This is a genomic window from Paraglaciecola sp. 20A4 (genome assembly GCF_011378905.1).
Lineage (GTDB): Bacteria > Pseudomonadota > Gammaproteobacteria > Enterobacterales > Alteromonadaceae > Paraglaciecola.
The window spans coordinates 147,786-163,438 of sequence record NZ_WTPY01000002.1; the positions used below are offsets into that span (position 1 = coordinate 147,786).

General features: G+C 44.0%; 10 protein-coding genes. 4 read left to right on the forward strand and 6 right to left on the reverse strand.

What is annotated here, in order from left to right:
• The first annotated feature begins 55 nt into the window (after positions 1–55).
• Together GQS54_RS03160 and GQS54_RS03165 are read left to right on the forward strand one after the other, a co-directional pair.
• Positions 56–1,978 carry an ATP-binding cassette domain-containing protein gene (locus GQS54_RS03160; RefSeq protein WP_166422555.1) on the forward strand — a complete coding sequence of 641 codons (1,923 nt, stop codon included), beginning with the start codon at positions 56–58 and terminating at the stop codon, positions 1,976–1,978.
• Positions 1,979–2,018: 40 nt separating this feature from the next.
• Positions 2,019–2,606, forward strand: a complete 588-nt coding sequence (locus tag GQS54_RS03165) for a GNAT family N-acetyltransferase (RefSeq protein ID WP_166422556.1) — start codon at positions 2,019–2,021, stop codon at positions 2,604–2,606.
• Here the strand turns inward: GQS54_RS03165 and GQS54_RS03170 are convergent.
• The gene (locus GQS54_RS03170; protein WP_166422557.1) at positions 2,592–3,479 is read right to left on the reverse strand and encodes a LysR substrate-binding domain-containing protein; all 888 of its coding nucleotides are present in this window, start codon (positions 3,477–3,479) and stop codon (positions 2,592–2,594) included. The genes GQS54_RS03165 and GQS54_RS03170 overlap by 15 nt on opposite strands.
• A 116-nt stretch (positions 3,480–3,595) precedes the next feature.
• On the opposite strand from GQS54_RS03170, the gene GQS54_RS03175 reads away from it, so the two are divergent.
• Positions 3,596–4,696, forward strand: a complete 1,101-nt coding sequence (locus GQS54_RS03175) for a YeiH family protein (protein ID WP_166422558.1) — start codon at positions 3,596–3,598, stop codon at positions 4,694–4,696.
• Positions 4,697–4,749: 53 nt separating this feature from the next.
• Here GQS54_RS03175 and GQS54_RS03180 read toward each other — a convergent pair whose 3' ends face one another.
• From GQS54_RS03180 to GQS54_RS03200, 5 genes are all read right to left on the reverse strand, one after another.
• Complete coding sequence (locus GQS54_RS03180) at positions 4,750–7,008, reverse strand: GH92 family glycosyl hydrolase (protein ID WP_166422559.1); 2,259 nt, start codon at positions 7,006–7,008, stop codon at positions 4,750–4,752.
• Positions 7,005–9,236, reverse strand: coding sequence for a GH92 family glycosyl hydrolase (locus tag GQS54_RS03185; protein ID WP_166422560.1), 2,232 nt, complete (start codon positions 9,234–9,236; stop codon positions 7,005–7,007). Before GQS54_RS03185 ends, GQS54_RS03180 begins: the two co-directional genes overlap by 4 nt.
• An 11-nt stretch (positions 9,237–9,247) precedes the next feature.
• Positions 9,248–10,435 (reverse strand): AGE family epimerase/isomerase, encoded by a 1,188-nt coding sequence (locus GQS54_RS03190; RefSeq protein ID WP_166422561.1) that lies wholly within the window; start codon positions 10,433–10,435, stop codon positions 9,248–9,250.
• An 80-nt stretch (positions 10,436–10,515) separates the two neighbouring features.
• Positions 10,516–11,781: a sugar MFS transporter gene (locus tag GQS54_RS03195; protein ID WP_166422562.1), complete on the reverse strand. Its 1,266-nt coding sequence runs from the start codon at positions 11,779–11,781 to the stop codon at positions 10,516–10,518.
• Between the two features lie 55 nt (positions 11,782–11,836).
• Complete coding sequence (locus GQS54_RS03200; protein ID WP_166422563.1) at positions 11,837–14,155, reverse strand: GH92 family glycosyl hydrolase; 2,319 nt, start codon at positions 14,153–14,155, stop codon at positions 11,837–11,839.
• Positions 14,156–14,511: 356 nt separating this feature from the next.
• Here GQS54_RS03200 and GQS54_RS03205 point away from each other — a divergent pair, with 356 nt between their 5' ends.
• Entirely contained in the window at positions 14,512–15,519 is a 1,008-nt protein-coding gene (locus tag GQS54_RS03205; RefSeq protein ID WP_166422564.1) for a LacI family DNA-binding transcriptional regulator, read from the forward strand.
• Positions 15,520–15,653: the final 134 nt, after the last annotated feature.

Genomic DNA, 15,653 nt, shown 5'->3' on the forward strand with positions numbered 1-15,653 from the left:
TCATCTTGTTATCATACCGCAATCGACCGACTATGTTATCCGTCAATAGGTATTCATGATCCAAATTTCTGATTTATCCCTTATGCGTGGCAATAAAACCTTGCTACACGAAACTAATGCTGTGTTGTACCCAGGGCATAAAGCGGGCCTTATTGGCGCCAATGGCTGCGGAAAATCCAGCCTTTTCGGCCTTATTCGTGGAGAGTTACATCCTGAGCAAGGGGAATGTAATATCCCCAAAGACTGGCAAGTGGTGTCCGTAGCACAAGAAACACCTGCGGTAGACCGCTCTGCTCTTGACTACGTCATTGATGGTGACAAACTTTATCGGCGTTTACAGGCTGAGCTTGAAGAAGCAGAAAGCGCTCATGAAGGGGTTAAAATTGCTGCTTTGCATGGCCAGTTGGAGCATGCAGGTGCTTATGATATTGAATCTCGCGCGGCCACAATATTAGCTGGGTTGGGCTTTGACAATCAAGCTATCAGCAGACCAGTTACCGCATTTTCAGGCGGCTGGCGCATGCGCTTAAACCTTGCTCAAGCGCTGCTTTGTCATTCTGACTTATTGTTACTTGATGAGCCAACTAACCACCTAGATTTAGATGCGGTAATCTGGCTCGAAAAATGGTTACAGCGTTACACTGGCACCCTATTACTTATTTCACACGATAAATCGTTTCTTGATAGTACCGTGAATGAAATTATTAGCGTAGAGCATCAACAACTCATAAGCTACACGGGTAATTATGATGCCTTCGAACGCCAACGTGCAGAGCGTTTACGCTTACAAAATCTGCAATTTCAGAAGCAACAAGACAAAATCGCCCACTTAGAATCTTTTATAAATCGCTTTGGCGCAAAGGCTAGTAAGGCTAAGCAAGCCCAAAGTCGGGTGAAGCAGCTCGAAAAAATGGAAACCTTGTTACCTGCTTTAGCAGCTTCGCAGTTTAATTTCGAATTCTTTATGCCGCCGAAATTGCCGAATCCTTTAGTGAAAATGGAACACGTGCAATTAGGCTATGACGACACCATTATTCTTGAAAAGCTGCATTTAAACTTGGTGCCGGGCAGTCGTATTGGTTTATTGGGGCGTAATGGGGCCGGTAAATCGACGTTGATCAAATTACTTGCCGGCGAAAAACAGCCTATGAAAGGCATATACGAAACCTCAGCTGGATTGCGGATCGGTTATTTTGCCCAGCATCAGCTTGAATATTTACGAGCTGACGATTCGGCGATGGATCACCTCCAGCGCCTCGACCCGAAAGCAACTGAGCAAGGTATGCGAGATTACCTAGGGGGATTTGGCTTCAAAGGGGATGATGCACTGGGACGGGTTGCGCCCATGTCCGGTGGAGAAAAAGCCCGGTTAGTTCTGGCGCTTACCGTCTATCAAAAGCCAAATTTATTGTTATTAGATGAACCAACCAACCATTTAGATTTAGATATGCGTCACGCTTTGAATATGGCGCTGCAAGGTTTTGAAGGTGCAATGGTGCTCATTTCACATGATAGGTTTTTGCTGTCATCTGTATGTGATGATTTCTACTTAGTGGATAACCAACAAGTGACGATGTTCGATGGGGATTTAGATGATTACCGTGATTGGTTATTAAAATCTGAACGAGATAAGCAATCGACAGACAAACAAACGAGTGACAAAAAAGAACCTAAACTCGATCGCAAAAATATTAAACGCCTAGAGGCTGAGTTTAGGCAAGCTACGCAACCTCTTCGTAAAACTGTGCAGGCTCAAGAGAAAAAAATGGCCGAGCTTGAAAGCAAACTTGACGTCATAGAGCAGAAAATGGCTGATCCCGAGATTTACGATATAGATAGAAAAGCCGAACTGAAAGTTCTATTGGCTGATCAAGCCAGTTGTAAGATGGCTCAAGAAGAGGCCGAAATGTTATGGCTAGATGCCCAAGAGCAAATTGAAGCCAAGCAAGCGGCTTTTGATACCGAGGTCGCGGGCTAACCTCAACGACCTTTAACATGTGTTGCAGCTAGAGAAATGGATGACTCATATACTTGAAACCGACAGATTAATTTTACGCAATTGGATTCAAAGTGATTACACCCCATTTTACGCATTAAACGCTGACCCTGTCGCCATGCGCTATTTTCCGTCGATTTATACGCAAGCGCAAAGTGATAGTTTGGCGGACAAATGCAAAGCGCATATTACGCAAAATGGATGGGGGCTATGGGCTGTGTGCACAAAATCGGATAATTTTTTTATTGGCTTTGTCGGTTTACATACCCCAGATACAAATCTGCCATGCTCGCCATGTATCGAAATAGGTTGGCGACTGCAACCGGAGTACTGGGGGTTAGGATATGCCAGCGAAGCTGCCCACAAAGCACTGGAATATGGGTTTAATGAATTAGCTTTACCTGAGATTGTGTCATTTACTGCCAAGATTAATCAACCTTCACGAGTAGTAATGAAACGAATTGGTATGCGGGATACAACACGTAATTTTCAGCATCCGTCTCTTTCATCGGACAATCCATTAGCTGAACATGTTTTGTATAACATTACCCGAGACAGATGGTTGCAGCAAGTTAACCCATCCAGAATTGGCTACTCATTCATTAAGTAGCGTAAATAAGCTTTCTTCGAAAGCCGCCGCTGCGGGAGACAAAGGGCGTTCTCGGTAACGTAGCTGATAAAGGGGCCTTGTTAATGCTGAGTTGTGTTTAGCTGATATTATTTTTAATTTTCCCAATTGTACTAAATCCTCCGTTACTACTTTAGGCAGAAGTGCCACCCCCATGCCTTGGGCTACCGCTCTAGCAATCGCTTCGTTACTACCGAGTTGCATGGTCTTTTTTACGCTAATATCTTGTTGAGTTAATAATTCAAACGACATTTGCCGTGTGCCTGAGCCTGGCTCCCGCAGCAGCCAGAGTTGCTGACTCAACCACTTTGCAGCAGCGCCGGTGCATCTCAGTGAACTTGGGATAACGATAGCCATTGGATCATCTTGCCAATGATGACTTGTGATATGCGGATCACTGGCACTGCCCTCGACTAATGCAACATCAATACTACAGCTAAGTAGTGACTGTTCAATCTGTGCGGTATTAGCTACTTGCACTTCTATTTTAATGTGTGGATATTGCCAGTTAAAGCGAGCCAAATAAGGCGCAAGCCAATAACTCGCAATAGTGGTGCTAGCACCGATAACCACAGTGCCTTGCTTTAATCCCGTTTGGGCTCTTATTTCTTCCATTGCCGCTTGCTCGATGGCAAAGATACTTCGGGCATGATTAAAAAGTCTCTGCCCGCCCTCTGTTAGCGTCAGTTTTTTTCCTCTGGCTGCGCGCTGTACCAATTGCATACCTAATTGATATTCCAACTCTTTAAGCGCTTTAGATATCGCAGGCTGACTAATATAAAGCGCTTCAGCTGCTTGCGAAAAACTGCCTAAATGAGCAACGGTATGAAATACCCGAAGAGCTTGTAAATTCAATTTATTAACCTGTAGTTATCAATGCATGATTTTAATGTATTGGAGTTATATTTTGACGCTGCCTATCATTAAGTCAACTTTTAAAATGACTCTTACCCAATAACAGGAGTGGTCTTATGTATGGTGCAGTTAAACGTTTTTTCTCGTTTAGTAAGCGGGGCGATACAAACACGCTCAGTCAATATGAGGATTTTCGTTGGTGGATCGGTTTGCTGCTGGTGATAGGTATTGCTTATTTTGCTGTCTATTTGAGTCATGTACCCGTGATACACCAAACTGGTTTAAGCCCACTTACTATTGGGATTGTTTTGGGTATTGTGATCGGAAATAGCTTTTTCTCACGCATTGCTGCGCGCACTGACGTAGGGGTAGATTATGCTAAAAGTACCTTGCTCAAAGCTGGAGTCGTGTTGTTTGGTTTTCGTATTACCTTTGCACAAGTCGCTGAGGTGGGTTGGCAAGGAGCGGTAACTGACATAGCCGTACTGAGTTTAACATTTTGGTTAGCAGTGCAACTAGGCAAGCACGTATTTAAGTTGGACGAGCAAACCGTCATTCTTATTGGTGCTGGCAGTTCTATTTGTGGCGCTGCGGCAGTGATGGCCACCGAGCCCGTAGTAAAAGCACAGGCACATAAAGTCTCTGTTGCAGTGGCTACCGTGGTGGTGTTTGGCACGCTGAGTATGTTTATTTACCCCTTAATGTATGATTATTTAGGGTTAAGCGAGCACGCATATGGCATTTTCGCGGGTTCTACTATTCATGAAGTCGCCCAAGTAGTTGCCGCAGGCAGTGCGATTAGCCCACAGGCTGCTGATGTAGCAGTGATCGAAAAGATGCTTAGGGTGATGATGTTGGCTCCTTTTTTAGTGTTGCTCTCAGTGTGGCAGAACAAAAAAACAACCAAGACGATGATGCGAAGTCACGCAGACCATCCAAAGGACTTCACAAAAACGCATATCGTGATCCCCTGGTTTGCCGTGTTGTTTGTCGTTGCCAGTGGTGTTAACTCAACACAAATGATCTCGGGGCACATCACTGATCAAATCGTGCAGCTAGATAGCATTTTATTGACCATAGCCATGGTTGCCTTGGGGCTAAGAACGCATATAGGCGCCATTCGTCAAGCAGGTGTAAAGCCATTACTACTCGCAGGGTGCTTATTTTTATTCCTAACACTGGGCGGATATATGCTTAATATCGCGTTTGGGTCCTGATTAAGGAAAACGGAGACTACTCTTTATCAAATAAAGAGCAGTGGCTTTTTTGGTCAGTGGACTAGCAGGTGCAACTGACCGCCTTGGGTAAGCTGCTGATGGGTAACGAAGCCTTCGTTGAGAGGATTACCATTAAGTGAGGGTTTTCCTTGGTGCTCCCGTAGGGGGGCAATAGTGAGGGTTTTGCCTGAATAATAAGTTGGATCAAGATGAATGGTGACTTGATCAAAGGCTGTACTGGTCGTTGCATAATTCATGTCTCCCGGCGAGACAGGATAAATGCCCAACATACTAAATACTAACCACGCCGACATCGTGCCTGCATCGTCATTGCCAGGTAGTCCTGCGGGCTGATTAGTGAAATGCTTAGCGATGAGTTTTTGAACATGGCGCGGGGTATTATGTTCTTGTCCTTTTACATAATTGAATAAATACGGATAAGTAATATCAGGTTCATTACCCATGTCGAAATTATGCGTATCGAAGGTCGCATTCAAGGCGTCGACGAAGGCATCATCACCGCCATTTAGTGTTATTAAGCCAGGTATATCAAAGGGAACATAAAAGCGATAATTCCAAGCATTACCTTCGATGTAGCCGGGTGCTGGCTCGAAGTCGCGTCCTAACTCAGGATCGTATGGTGTTAACCATTCACCACTGCGTCTTTTAGGGCGAAGCATGCCGGTACTTTTATCAAATAATTTTTTATAGCCTTGAGCTTGAGTTAAGTATTTTTGTGCCTCTTGGTCACGTCCCAAACGCTTTACAAACTGACCTAAAGCGAAGTCAGCTACGTAATACTCAAGACTCGTAGATACACTACCATCGTAAAGTTCCTCGTCATCAACCGGCACATACCCTAAGGACAGGTAGTCCTTATTTTCAGGACGCAGCGGATTGTTGTCGATGGTATCGGCCGACTTTTTCATCGCGCGATAAGCCAACTCAACATCAAATGTTTGCACGCCACGTAGATAGGTATCGGCGATCATGGCTGTGGCAGGATCACCGACCATGGTTTGCGTTTCCATACTGAGTAATTCCCATTTGGGAAGCCAGCCACTTTCTTGGTACATGGCCAGAGCTGAATCCACCATTTGTGATTGGATTTCAGGATAAACCAGACTCAATAAGGGATGTAAATTACGACTTGTGTCCCATAATGAATAGACTGAATAGCGGTTTTTGCCATGAGTGTTCCCTACTTGCGCTGTGTGCTGATGGCTCATAATAGGGTATTCGCCGTTCACGTCTTGAATAATACTGGGGTGGATCAAGCTATGATATAAACCTGTGTAAAGAAGCGTTTTATTGTTATTACTCCCTTTCACTTCTATACGTGAGAGTAACGTGCTCCAGGCATCGACTGCCTTTTGGCGGGTGGAATCAAATGCGAAGTTAGGTTGTTCAGTGTCCAAGTTTTGTCGAGCATTTTCGATGCTGACATAGGAAATACCGACCTTTACTTTAATCTGCTCTTGCTGCTTAGTATCGAAGCGCATGTAGGCGCCGATATTATCACCGCTCATTATATGCTGGTAGTTAGGGTAAGGCTTAATGCTATCGTTATATTGCATCCATTCACCTTCGACACCGGTAAATTTCGGCATCTTTTTAAATGTGCCCATTGCTTTAGCTGATTTACTAAAACGCGCAACAAAATACACGGGGCGCACATCCTGAGAGTTATAACAAAATGTCCCTACGGTGCGCGTGCCTTCAATCTCATGATCAGAGACAATTTTAAGAGAGCCACCTGTTTCGTTAGTCAGGCCCAATCCTAAATTAAGAATAATATTGGCTTCACCTTGTTCGAAGGTATAGCGGCTTAACCCCGTACGCAAAGTGCTGGTGGCCTCAGCCTTAATATCATACTTGTCCAAAGTGGTTTGATAATAGCCTGGTGTAGCGTGTTCATCAGAATAGGTGGAGCCATACTTTTGTGCGTCAAGTTCTAAATTTCCCATAGTAGGCATAATATTGATCACGCCTAACTCCGGGCAACCCACGCCACTTAAATTCACATGGGTAAAACCTGTTAAAAATTTATTTTCGTGGATATAAACGCGAGAATTCCAAGCTGCGTCTTTCTCAAATTTATTCAGCTTTTCGTGCTCAAAAGCCACATTGAAAGGTGCCACTGACGTTAATGCATGAGGGTATTGCGCGCCAGGATGTGTTGCACCAAAGTTAGAGGTACCTATAAAGGGATTAACGAAATCCACAGGACTTTTTTGCTGCTCTTGCGCCAATAGATGCGCACTACTTGATAGCGTAAAAAGACCTACAGCGATACTGAGTAGAGTTTTCATTGAGCTTGTGACCCCATTTCAAATACTAACTTACCTCCGGCCAAAATGTCCTTATGGGTAATATAAAACTGCGTTAATGGTTTATCGTTTAGGGTAACACTCTGTACATATATATTGTCTTTAGACTGGTTGTGCGCCTCTACGTGAAAGCGACGTCCATTTTCTAGGTGTATCGTGGCAGAAGATACTTCTGGACTACCCAATACATACTCGCCAGATACCGGATTCACCGGATAAAACCCTAATGCACTAAATAAGTACCAAGCTGACATTTGCCCTGCATCTTCATTGCCTGACAAACCGTCAGGGGCGGTATGGTAAAGCTCGTTCATCACCTGACGCACGTACTTTTGTGTTTTACTGCCTTTGCCTACATATTGATAGAGGTAAGGCACGTGATGACTGGGCTCATTACCGTGAACATACTGACCTATGTAACCGGAAATCCATTCTGGAAATTTACCAACCGTTTGCTGCGCTTCAAACATCGTATCTAATTGGGCTTCAAAAGGCTCAGCCCCGCCCATAATATCGATTAAACCAGACACGTCCTGAGGGACAAAAAAGCTATATTGCCATGCGTTAGCCTCGCAATAATCTTCTGGATGATAAGCTGCTGGATCAAAATCAGCTCGAAACTCACCGTTAATTCCTTTTGCACGCATAAAATCAGTTTGCGAATCAAACAAGGTGCGATAGTTTTGTCCACGCGCTTGAAACTCTTGATACAAATCGGTTTTTCCTAATGACTTAGCCAACTGAGCAATTGCCCAATCATCAAAGGCGTATTCCAACGTTAACGACACATTCCAACTGCGTTCTTCATAAGGTACATAACCTAGTGCTTGATAGCTCTGTAAGCCAAATTCCTTTTGGGTTGCACTGTGCAATGCGGCTTCTAAAATTTGTTCTCCAGTAGCATCAATTAAGCCTTTAAAATAGGCATCAATAAGCACTGGCACACTATGGTAGCCCATCATCATATCGGTTTCGTTGCCTTGGAAATTCCATACGGGCAAGCGTCCTGCTACGTCATAATGGTCCATTATCGAAGCCATAAGTTCGCGTGTACGCGTGGGTTCAACAATGGTTTTCCAAGGATGTAAGGCACGAAATGTGTCCCACAACGAGAAAAACTCGTAGCGAGGATAGCGTTCGCTTTTGTGGGTATTCCCATCTGGGCCTTTATACTCGCCGTTACTGTCTGAGAATACGCGGGGGGCTAATGCAGTGTGGTACATGGCAGTATAAAACTGCGTCATGTTGTCTTTATCTGCTGTTATCTCGACGTTGCTTAGTTGTTCGCGCCATGCCTGCTGAGCAAGGATTTTGACTTGGGCAAAGCTTCTGTTTTCATCTTCTGTAAGCAGGTTTTGCTTAGCATTCTCGATGCTAACTGAGCTGATTGCCGTGCGAACCGTGACGACTTTATCCTTTGTTTTAAGTGAATCTAGGTCAAAATCAAACTCTGCTGCAACATTTTCTCCCGTTGCCTCACTTGCGAGTAATACGACATCATCTTGTGTCAACGTATAGTTGTGAATGGGCTGTGAGAATTGAGTATAAAAAAACACCCGTTGATCGCTTGCCCAGCCGGTAGATTTTCGGTATCCGGCTATGGTTTTCTCATCAACGATTTGCAGGTGAGTATTCAGTGTCTTATCCCAATTACGGCTGTAGGCCAAGTCTAAACGCACCACTCCTTTGCTAGCGTCATCCGCATATTGGTACTTTTGGTAACCCGTGCGCAGCCCTGCGGTTAATTCAACGTTGATCCCATAATCTTCTAAAAAGACTTGATAGTAACCTGGCGATGCCTGCTCTTTTTGATGGCTAAAGCGTGAAGCAATGGTGCCATTATCCGGTCCACCTTGGGTTTTTACGCGGTAAAATGGACGTGTTAAAGGCATAAACGAGATATCGTATAAATCACCAGCACCGGTGCCAGATAAATGCGTGTGACTAAAACCAGCAATAATGTCGTCAGGGTAAAAGTAACCTGAGATCCAGTCCCAACCAGTGCGCCCATTGTCTGGACTTAGCTGCACCATTCCGTAAGGAACCGTAGCACCTGGGTAGGTTTTGCCCTTACCGTCGGTGCCAATAAATGGGTCAACGTAGTCTAGTGGATTAAATGGTTTTGCTTGCTCAGACGAAACGTCTGTTTGCTGAACTGTGCATGCGCAAAGCGCCAATAGCGCGCTGGTGATGATAAATTGTTTGATCATGGTGATATCCGTTATTTTAAGCGGGTATTGCCTAGCGTGCGCAGCACTTCGAAACATGCCCCAAGGGTGTGGTAATCACACTTGGCACCAGCAGCACTTTTTTGTTCACTGTATGCCGTGTTATCACGATGCAACACTCTAAACCAAGCACCGTATTTGTGATCGACCATATGCTGCCAGCTGTATTGCCATAGTGCGTTGTACTGCTCAAGATAGTGTTGGTCTTGTGTGACAGAAAATAACATGGCGGCGGCAGCAAAACTTTCAGCTTGGACCCAAAAATATTTGTCGTCATCACACCAGCTTCCATCTGGGGAAAAACCGTAAATTAAGCCGCCATGGGTGGAATCCCAGCACTTCTGGTACGCACGATCAAATAATGTTTTGGCACGCTCTACAAGCTTTTGGTTCGGCGCGTGGCGATGCAGGATAAGTAATAGTTTTGTCCATTCCGTTTGATGGCCTGGTTGGAATCCCCAAGGGCGATATAAGTTTTTCGGATCGTCTTTGTTATATTCCCAGTCAGGTTGAAAATCGGTAGTGTAATGCTCCCAAATCAAACCATCAGTCAAATCTGCTTGTCGAAATGCAATATTCTCAGCAAGAGTTTGCGCCCGTGTAAGAAATACATTATCACCACTGGCCTCAAAGGCCGCTAACATGGCTTCACACAAATGCATGTTTGAGTTCTGACCACGATAAGCGCTCAACTCACCGGCCGGGCTTATTTCATCTGCGTATAAACCAAAGTCGGCCTGCCAGAAACGAGACTCAAGCTGCTGATACGTTTTGAGTAGCATGTCATTGGAATCTATAATTCCGGCTTTACGCGCGGCGGCATAAGCAAGTAATACAAATGCGTAACCATATGCCTGCTGTGTCATGTCTTGGGGCTGATTGTCTTGCAGGGTCCAAGCATAACCGTCTGCGTCAGGCCGCCAGTGTACTTGCTCAACAAAATCTAAGCCGTGACGGGCCATGGCTAAATAATCGTCACGTTCGAATAAAACCCCAGCAGCGGCATAGTTAACAACGATGCGTGTGCTACTGACTAGTTGTTTAAAGCCTGAATCAAACAACTCGCCGTTGTCCATGAAGTTTTGAAAAAAACCACCTTGGGTATCTTTGACCCGAGGATCATAGAAGTTCAAAATATCGTGGCAGTGCGTCATTAAGAATTCTGGGCTGTGATAGTTCATAAAATTTTACTCATTCGTTAACGATTGAAATCAGTTGTTTGTCTTATATCTGGTCAGCTAACCAATTAAGCTGACTCAGTTTAATTAGGGGTAATGGCGGGTCTGCTTTTCAGTTTCGAACCGACCAATGCATACCATGCGATATAAACGTACGCCATCACAGGCACAATAAAGCTTAATTGCACGTTTGTGATATCCGCTACATAACCTTGGATAAGAGGTAAAATCGCGCCGCCTACTATGGCTTGACATAATAAGCCTGAGCCACGACCAGTAAGAGGGCCGAGTCCGCGAATCGCTAATGTGAATATGGTAGGAAACATAATCGAGTTAAAGAAGCCAATTGAGATTACCGACCACATGGCGATATCGCCTTGAGTATTCATGGTGGTAAATAGCAAGACAATGGCAATGGCAGAATTGAATGCTAAAACATATATTGGCGCAATAACGCGGGTCAAAGCGGCACCTACAAAACGACCAATCATCGCGGCACCCCAGTAGTAAGATACCATCTGACTGGCTTGACGCTCGTTTAGCCCACCTATCTCAGGCTGTGACAAATAATTCACTAAAAAACTACCAATACTGACTTCGGCACCAACATAAAAGAAGATGGCGATTGTGCCAAAGATCAATGCCTTATGGGACCATATAGAGTCTGTACTTTTAACAGCATGATCGCTTTCTTCAGATTGAATAGTGGGTAATTTCAAAAACTTAAACCCAATAGCCGTTGCAACCATCACGCCTGCCAGTAATAAGTATGGAAACTGCACCGCTTTGGCGTTTATTTCTACGTCTTCAGAAGCTACGCCTATTGTGGCGAAAATTAATGCTGCACCAAACATGGGGCCAAGGGTATGGCCTACAGAGTTGATTGCCTGAGCCAGACTGAGACGGCTAGTCGCTGTGCTTTCTGGGCCTAAAGCAGCGACATACGGATTGGCGGATACTTGCAAGATAGTCACACCGCTAGCAAGGATGAAAAGTCCCAGTAGAAAAACGGCATATACTTCAACCTCTGCTGCAGGGTAAAACATACCGCAACCTACAGCGATGGTTATCAAGCCAGTGATAATACCGCGTATGTAGCCTATTTTTTCGATAAGCTTCCCAGCAAAAGGGGATACGATAAAATATGCTCCGAAAAAGCAAAACTGAACCAACATAGCTTGGGTATAGTTAAGATCAAACGCGGCTTTTAAATGCGGAATTAAAATGTCGTTTAGTGCCGTAATAAAACCCCAAATAAAAAACAACGTGGTCATTGCTGCAAAAGCAAAATGACTATTTTTTACTGGCTCACTTAGGGTTACGGATGATTGTGTAATCGGTCCAGCCATAATTATTTACTCTTTAAAGGTGCCAGAGGTGCTGGCACGTTAATTAATGAATTGCTTAGTCTGCCGTTGACATTGAATAAGGCACTGCGTCTTTGCTAGTGGCCCAAACTTTATTTGGCTTGTTTGTCATGTCGAAAGAGATTTCACCACCCTCTATAAGCTGTTGATGAGACAAGAAGGTTTTATTGAACGCTTTGCCGTTGAGGGTCGCGTCTTGTACATAGATATTTTTGGCACTGTTGTGTTTGGCGTTGATAGTAAAGCGCTCACCATTTTGTAAGTGCAATGTCGCTTTATCAAAAAGAGGGCTACCTAAAATGTACTCATCACTGCCAGGGGTAACAGGATAAAACCCAAGCGCACTGAATACATACCAAGCCGAGGTTTGGCCGTTATCTTCGTCTCCGCAATACCCATCAGGCGTTGCTGAATAAAGTTTCTCCATAATATCGCGCACATGGAACTGGGTTTTCCAAGGCTGCCCTGCGTAGTTGTATAAATAACTCATATGTTGAATAGGTTGATTGCCATGGGCGTAGTTACCCATATTAACAATTTGCATTTCGCGAATTTCGTGGATCGTAAAGCCATAATAAGAATCATCAAAATCAGGCGGCATACTGAACACGCTGTCTAGTTTGTCTACAAATGCTTGATCGCCGCCCATCAAACCCTTTAAACCAGCAATATCGTGAAAAACCGACCAAGTATAGTGAAGGCTATTGCCTTCAGTAAATGCGTCGCCCCACTTCAATGGGTTAAAAGGACTTTGAAAACTGCCGTCTTCATTTTTGCCGCGCATCCAGCCACTTTTTTTGTCGAAAAGATGTTGATAATTTAGGGCTTTTTGTTTGAATTTAGCCGCGTCGTCCGTTTTGCCTAAGCGCTCAGCTAAACGGTAAACATTAAAGTCTGCGAAAGCGTATTCCAATGTGCGCGCAGCATTCTCGTGAATACCTACGTCATATGGTACATAGCCTAACTCGTTGTAATAATTAACCCCTTCTCTACCGACTGAACTGACAGGGCGTCCTTCTTCTACTTGAGCATTTTTTATGATTGCTTCATAAAGCGTATCGATATCAATATCGGTAATACCTTTTAGATAAGCATCTGCAATGTTAACGGCAGAGTTTGAGCCAATCATTACACCCCGATGCCCCGGGCTTGCCCACTCAGGAAGCCAGCCTGATTCTTTATAGGTGTTAGCTAGGCCTTCCATAATTTGTGCGTCTAGCTCTGGATACATCAAAGTAAAAAATGGGAAAACAGCCCGAAAAGTGTCCCAGAAACCATTGTCTGTGAACATGTATCCTGGTAGCACTTGACCATTGTATGGGCTGTAATGAACTACTTCATTAGCCTCGTTATACTCGTAGAATTTTCGCGGGAATAACAACACGCGATAAAGGGCTGAATAAAACGTGCGTAAGTTATCAGTATTATTATCTTCTATTTCGATACGAGACAGCTCTGTTTGCCAGTGCTGATGCGCCTTTTGACGGGTAGTTTCGAAGTCGTCCTGACCAATTTCTCGATCTAAATTCAACTGCGCTTGCTCGGGACTAATAAAAGACGAAGCAATCTTTACAGATACTTGTTCACCGCGTGTCGTCTTGAAACCGATGACCGCTCCTACGTGTTCGCCCTGACTACTTATAGCATCACCATTAAGTTGATATTCATCAGTCCATGTACGACTAATTTCGAAGTCTTTATCAAACTCGGCGACAAAATAGTTATGAAAATTATCAGGTACGCCACCGTGATTATTGCGTGCGTAACCAATTATTTTACGTTGCTCAGGCAGAATTTTAACCATGGAGCCTTTATCGAATGCATCTAAAATAATGTAAGCGTTGTCTGTATCCGGAAACGTAAAACGAAATTGTGCCGCGCGTTCGGTCGGGGTGATTTCTGCGGTAACGTCATAAGAGGCAAGATATACGCTATAGTAATCTGGGCTAGCCTGTTCAGCTTTATGTGAAAACCATGATGCTCTGTCATCTTGGTTGAACTTCATCTCACCGGTCACCGCCATCAATGAAAACGCCCCATAGTCATTTAACCAAGGACTAGGTTGGTGAGTTTGCTTAATGCCGCGTATTTGGTCGTCGTCGTATTTGTAGGTCCATCCATCACCAATAGGAGCCGTCATCGGTGTCCAGAAATTCATTGCCCATGGCGTAGCAATAGCGGGATAAGTATTGCCATTTGATAAGCTAAACTTTGAATCTGTGCCCATAAGCGGATTAACATACGCCACTAAGTCAGTTTTAGCTGGGTTATTAACCGTATCGGTGTTTTCATGTGTCGAACCGCAGGATGCTAACAGCAGCATCATGGGAATAAAAAATATATTCTTATAATTCATTTATTTATACCTACAAAAGTAAATTTTCTCTGGCACTTCGTAGCCACCATTGAAGTTTAAATTTCATTTTGTTGTGAACGTAGAGTTCAAGTTAAAAGTTAACGCATTGTTAAATTGTAATCGATTACAATTTGATGGTCTAGCAAAAAGTCCAATAAAAGCGCTAATTACCCCTTAAATTCGCACTTTATGTTTAAATATTGATATATTTGTCATCGATTACAATTAATTGTTTTGACGATTTACTGATATCATTGACTTATTCTTGAGTGTAGATTGAATAAGACGGTTCTTATAACGGTGAGATAAAATAACTGCGGTTATGGTCGGCCTAGTTCATGGAAGTGAAGACGTAGATGACGAATATAAAAAAAGTAAGTGAACTGGCTGGGGTATCAACCGCAACGGTGTCACGGACCCTTAAAATGCCAGATATGGTCACAGCACGCACAAGAGAAAAAGTGATGCAAGCTGTGCGAGAAGCGGGATACCGACCCAGTTGGCTAGCGACCAGTGTTAAGACTGGGCGCACAAACACTATCGTTGTTTTAGTACCGAATTTGGTCAATCCATTTTTCATGCGCATCATCGGTGGCATAGAGCAAGCCGCTCAAGAGCGGGGGTTTACTGTGCTTTTATGTGACACCCAAGGAGACAGTAAGCGCGAAAGTGACTACGCGTCTATGGTGTTGACCAATCGAGCCGACGGCCTAATTCAACTTGATCACTCCTTCCCATTTTCTGATGATGACGCTAAATTGGCCGAAACGATCCCTATGGTCAGTGTGTGTGAGCGTATCCATGCCGAAAAAAAATACCCAGTAGTGTCTCTCGATAATTACGCTGCTAGCCGCTCATTAGCTCATCATTTGGTGAGTTACGGGCATAGGAAATTTGCTGTTATTGTGGGCCAAGTGGTCAGCCAGATACATAAGGATCGCCTCTCTGGGCTGCGCAGTGTTTTGGCTGAAGAAGAAATCGTTTTTGATGAAAATATGATTGTTGGCGAAAGTTACAGCATTGAGAATGGCATAGAAGGTATGCGTCAATTATTAGAAAAAACCCAACGGCCAACGGCTGTTATTTGCTTTAATGATGATATCGCCATTGGCGCAATGCATGAAATTCATCGTCAGGGGTTAAAAATTCCCGATGATATTTCGGTGGTTGGTTTTGACAATGTCAAAGTCTCTGCATTTTTAAACCCTCCATTAACAACTATCGATCAACCCGCCTATGAGATGGGACGTCGAGGTATGGAGCTGCTGAGCGATCTTATTAATACCGTTCCCCTTACCCGTAGCAGTGAAATGCTTCCTTTTCAGTTACTTGAACGTAAAAGCAGCGGCCCTGCTCCCGTCTAGAGCTGATATTCTGCCTGTTTACGCAGTTGGCTAAATATCTTTTTAGTGAATCAATGTTAATTTTTTGTATGTTTTTTGTCTTGTGTTGTTGACATGTGGAGTGCGTCGAACTATATTTTTCCTGCAAATTGTAA

Bases quoted from the DNA above. Each gene is read 5' to 3' on its own strand.
- GQS54_RS03165 (WP_166422556.1), top strand. From the start codon at position 2,019: ATGACTCATATACTTGAAACCGACAGATTAATTTTACGCAATTGGATT.
- GQS54_RS03205 (WP_166422564.1), top strand. From the start codon at position 14,512: ATGACGAATATAAAAAAAGTAAGTGAACTGGCTGGGGTATCAACCGCA.
- GQS54_RS03195 (WP_166422562.1), bottom strand. From the start codon at position 11,781: ATGGCTGGACCGATTACACAATCATCCGTAACCCTAAGTGAGCCAGTA.
- GQS54_RS03200 (WP_166422563.1), bottom strand. From the start codon at position 14,155: ATGAATTATAAGAATATATTTTTTATTCCCATGATGCTGCTGTTAGCA.
- GQS54_RS03185 (WP_166422560.1), bottom strand. From the start codon at position 9,236: ATGATCAAACAATTTATCATCACCAGCGCGCTATTGGCGCTTTGCGCA.
- GQS54_RS03160 (WP_166422555.1), top strand. From the start codon at position 56: ATGATCCAAATTTCTGATTTATCCCTTATGCGTGGCAATAAAACCTTG.
- GQS54_RS03190 (WP_166422561.1), bottom strand. From the start codon at position 10,435: ATGAACTATCACAGCCCAGAATTCTTAATGACGCACTGCCACGATATT.
- GQS54_RS03180 (WP_166422559.1), bottom strand. From the start codon at position 7,008: ATGAAAACTCTACTCAGTATCGCTGTAGGTCTTTTTACGCTATCAAGT.
- GQS54_RS03175 (WP_166422558.1), top strand. From the start codon at position 3,596: ATGTATGGTGCAGTTAAACGTTTTTTCTCGTTTAGTAAGCGGGGCGAT.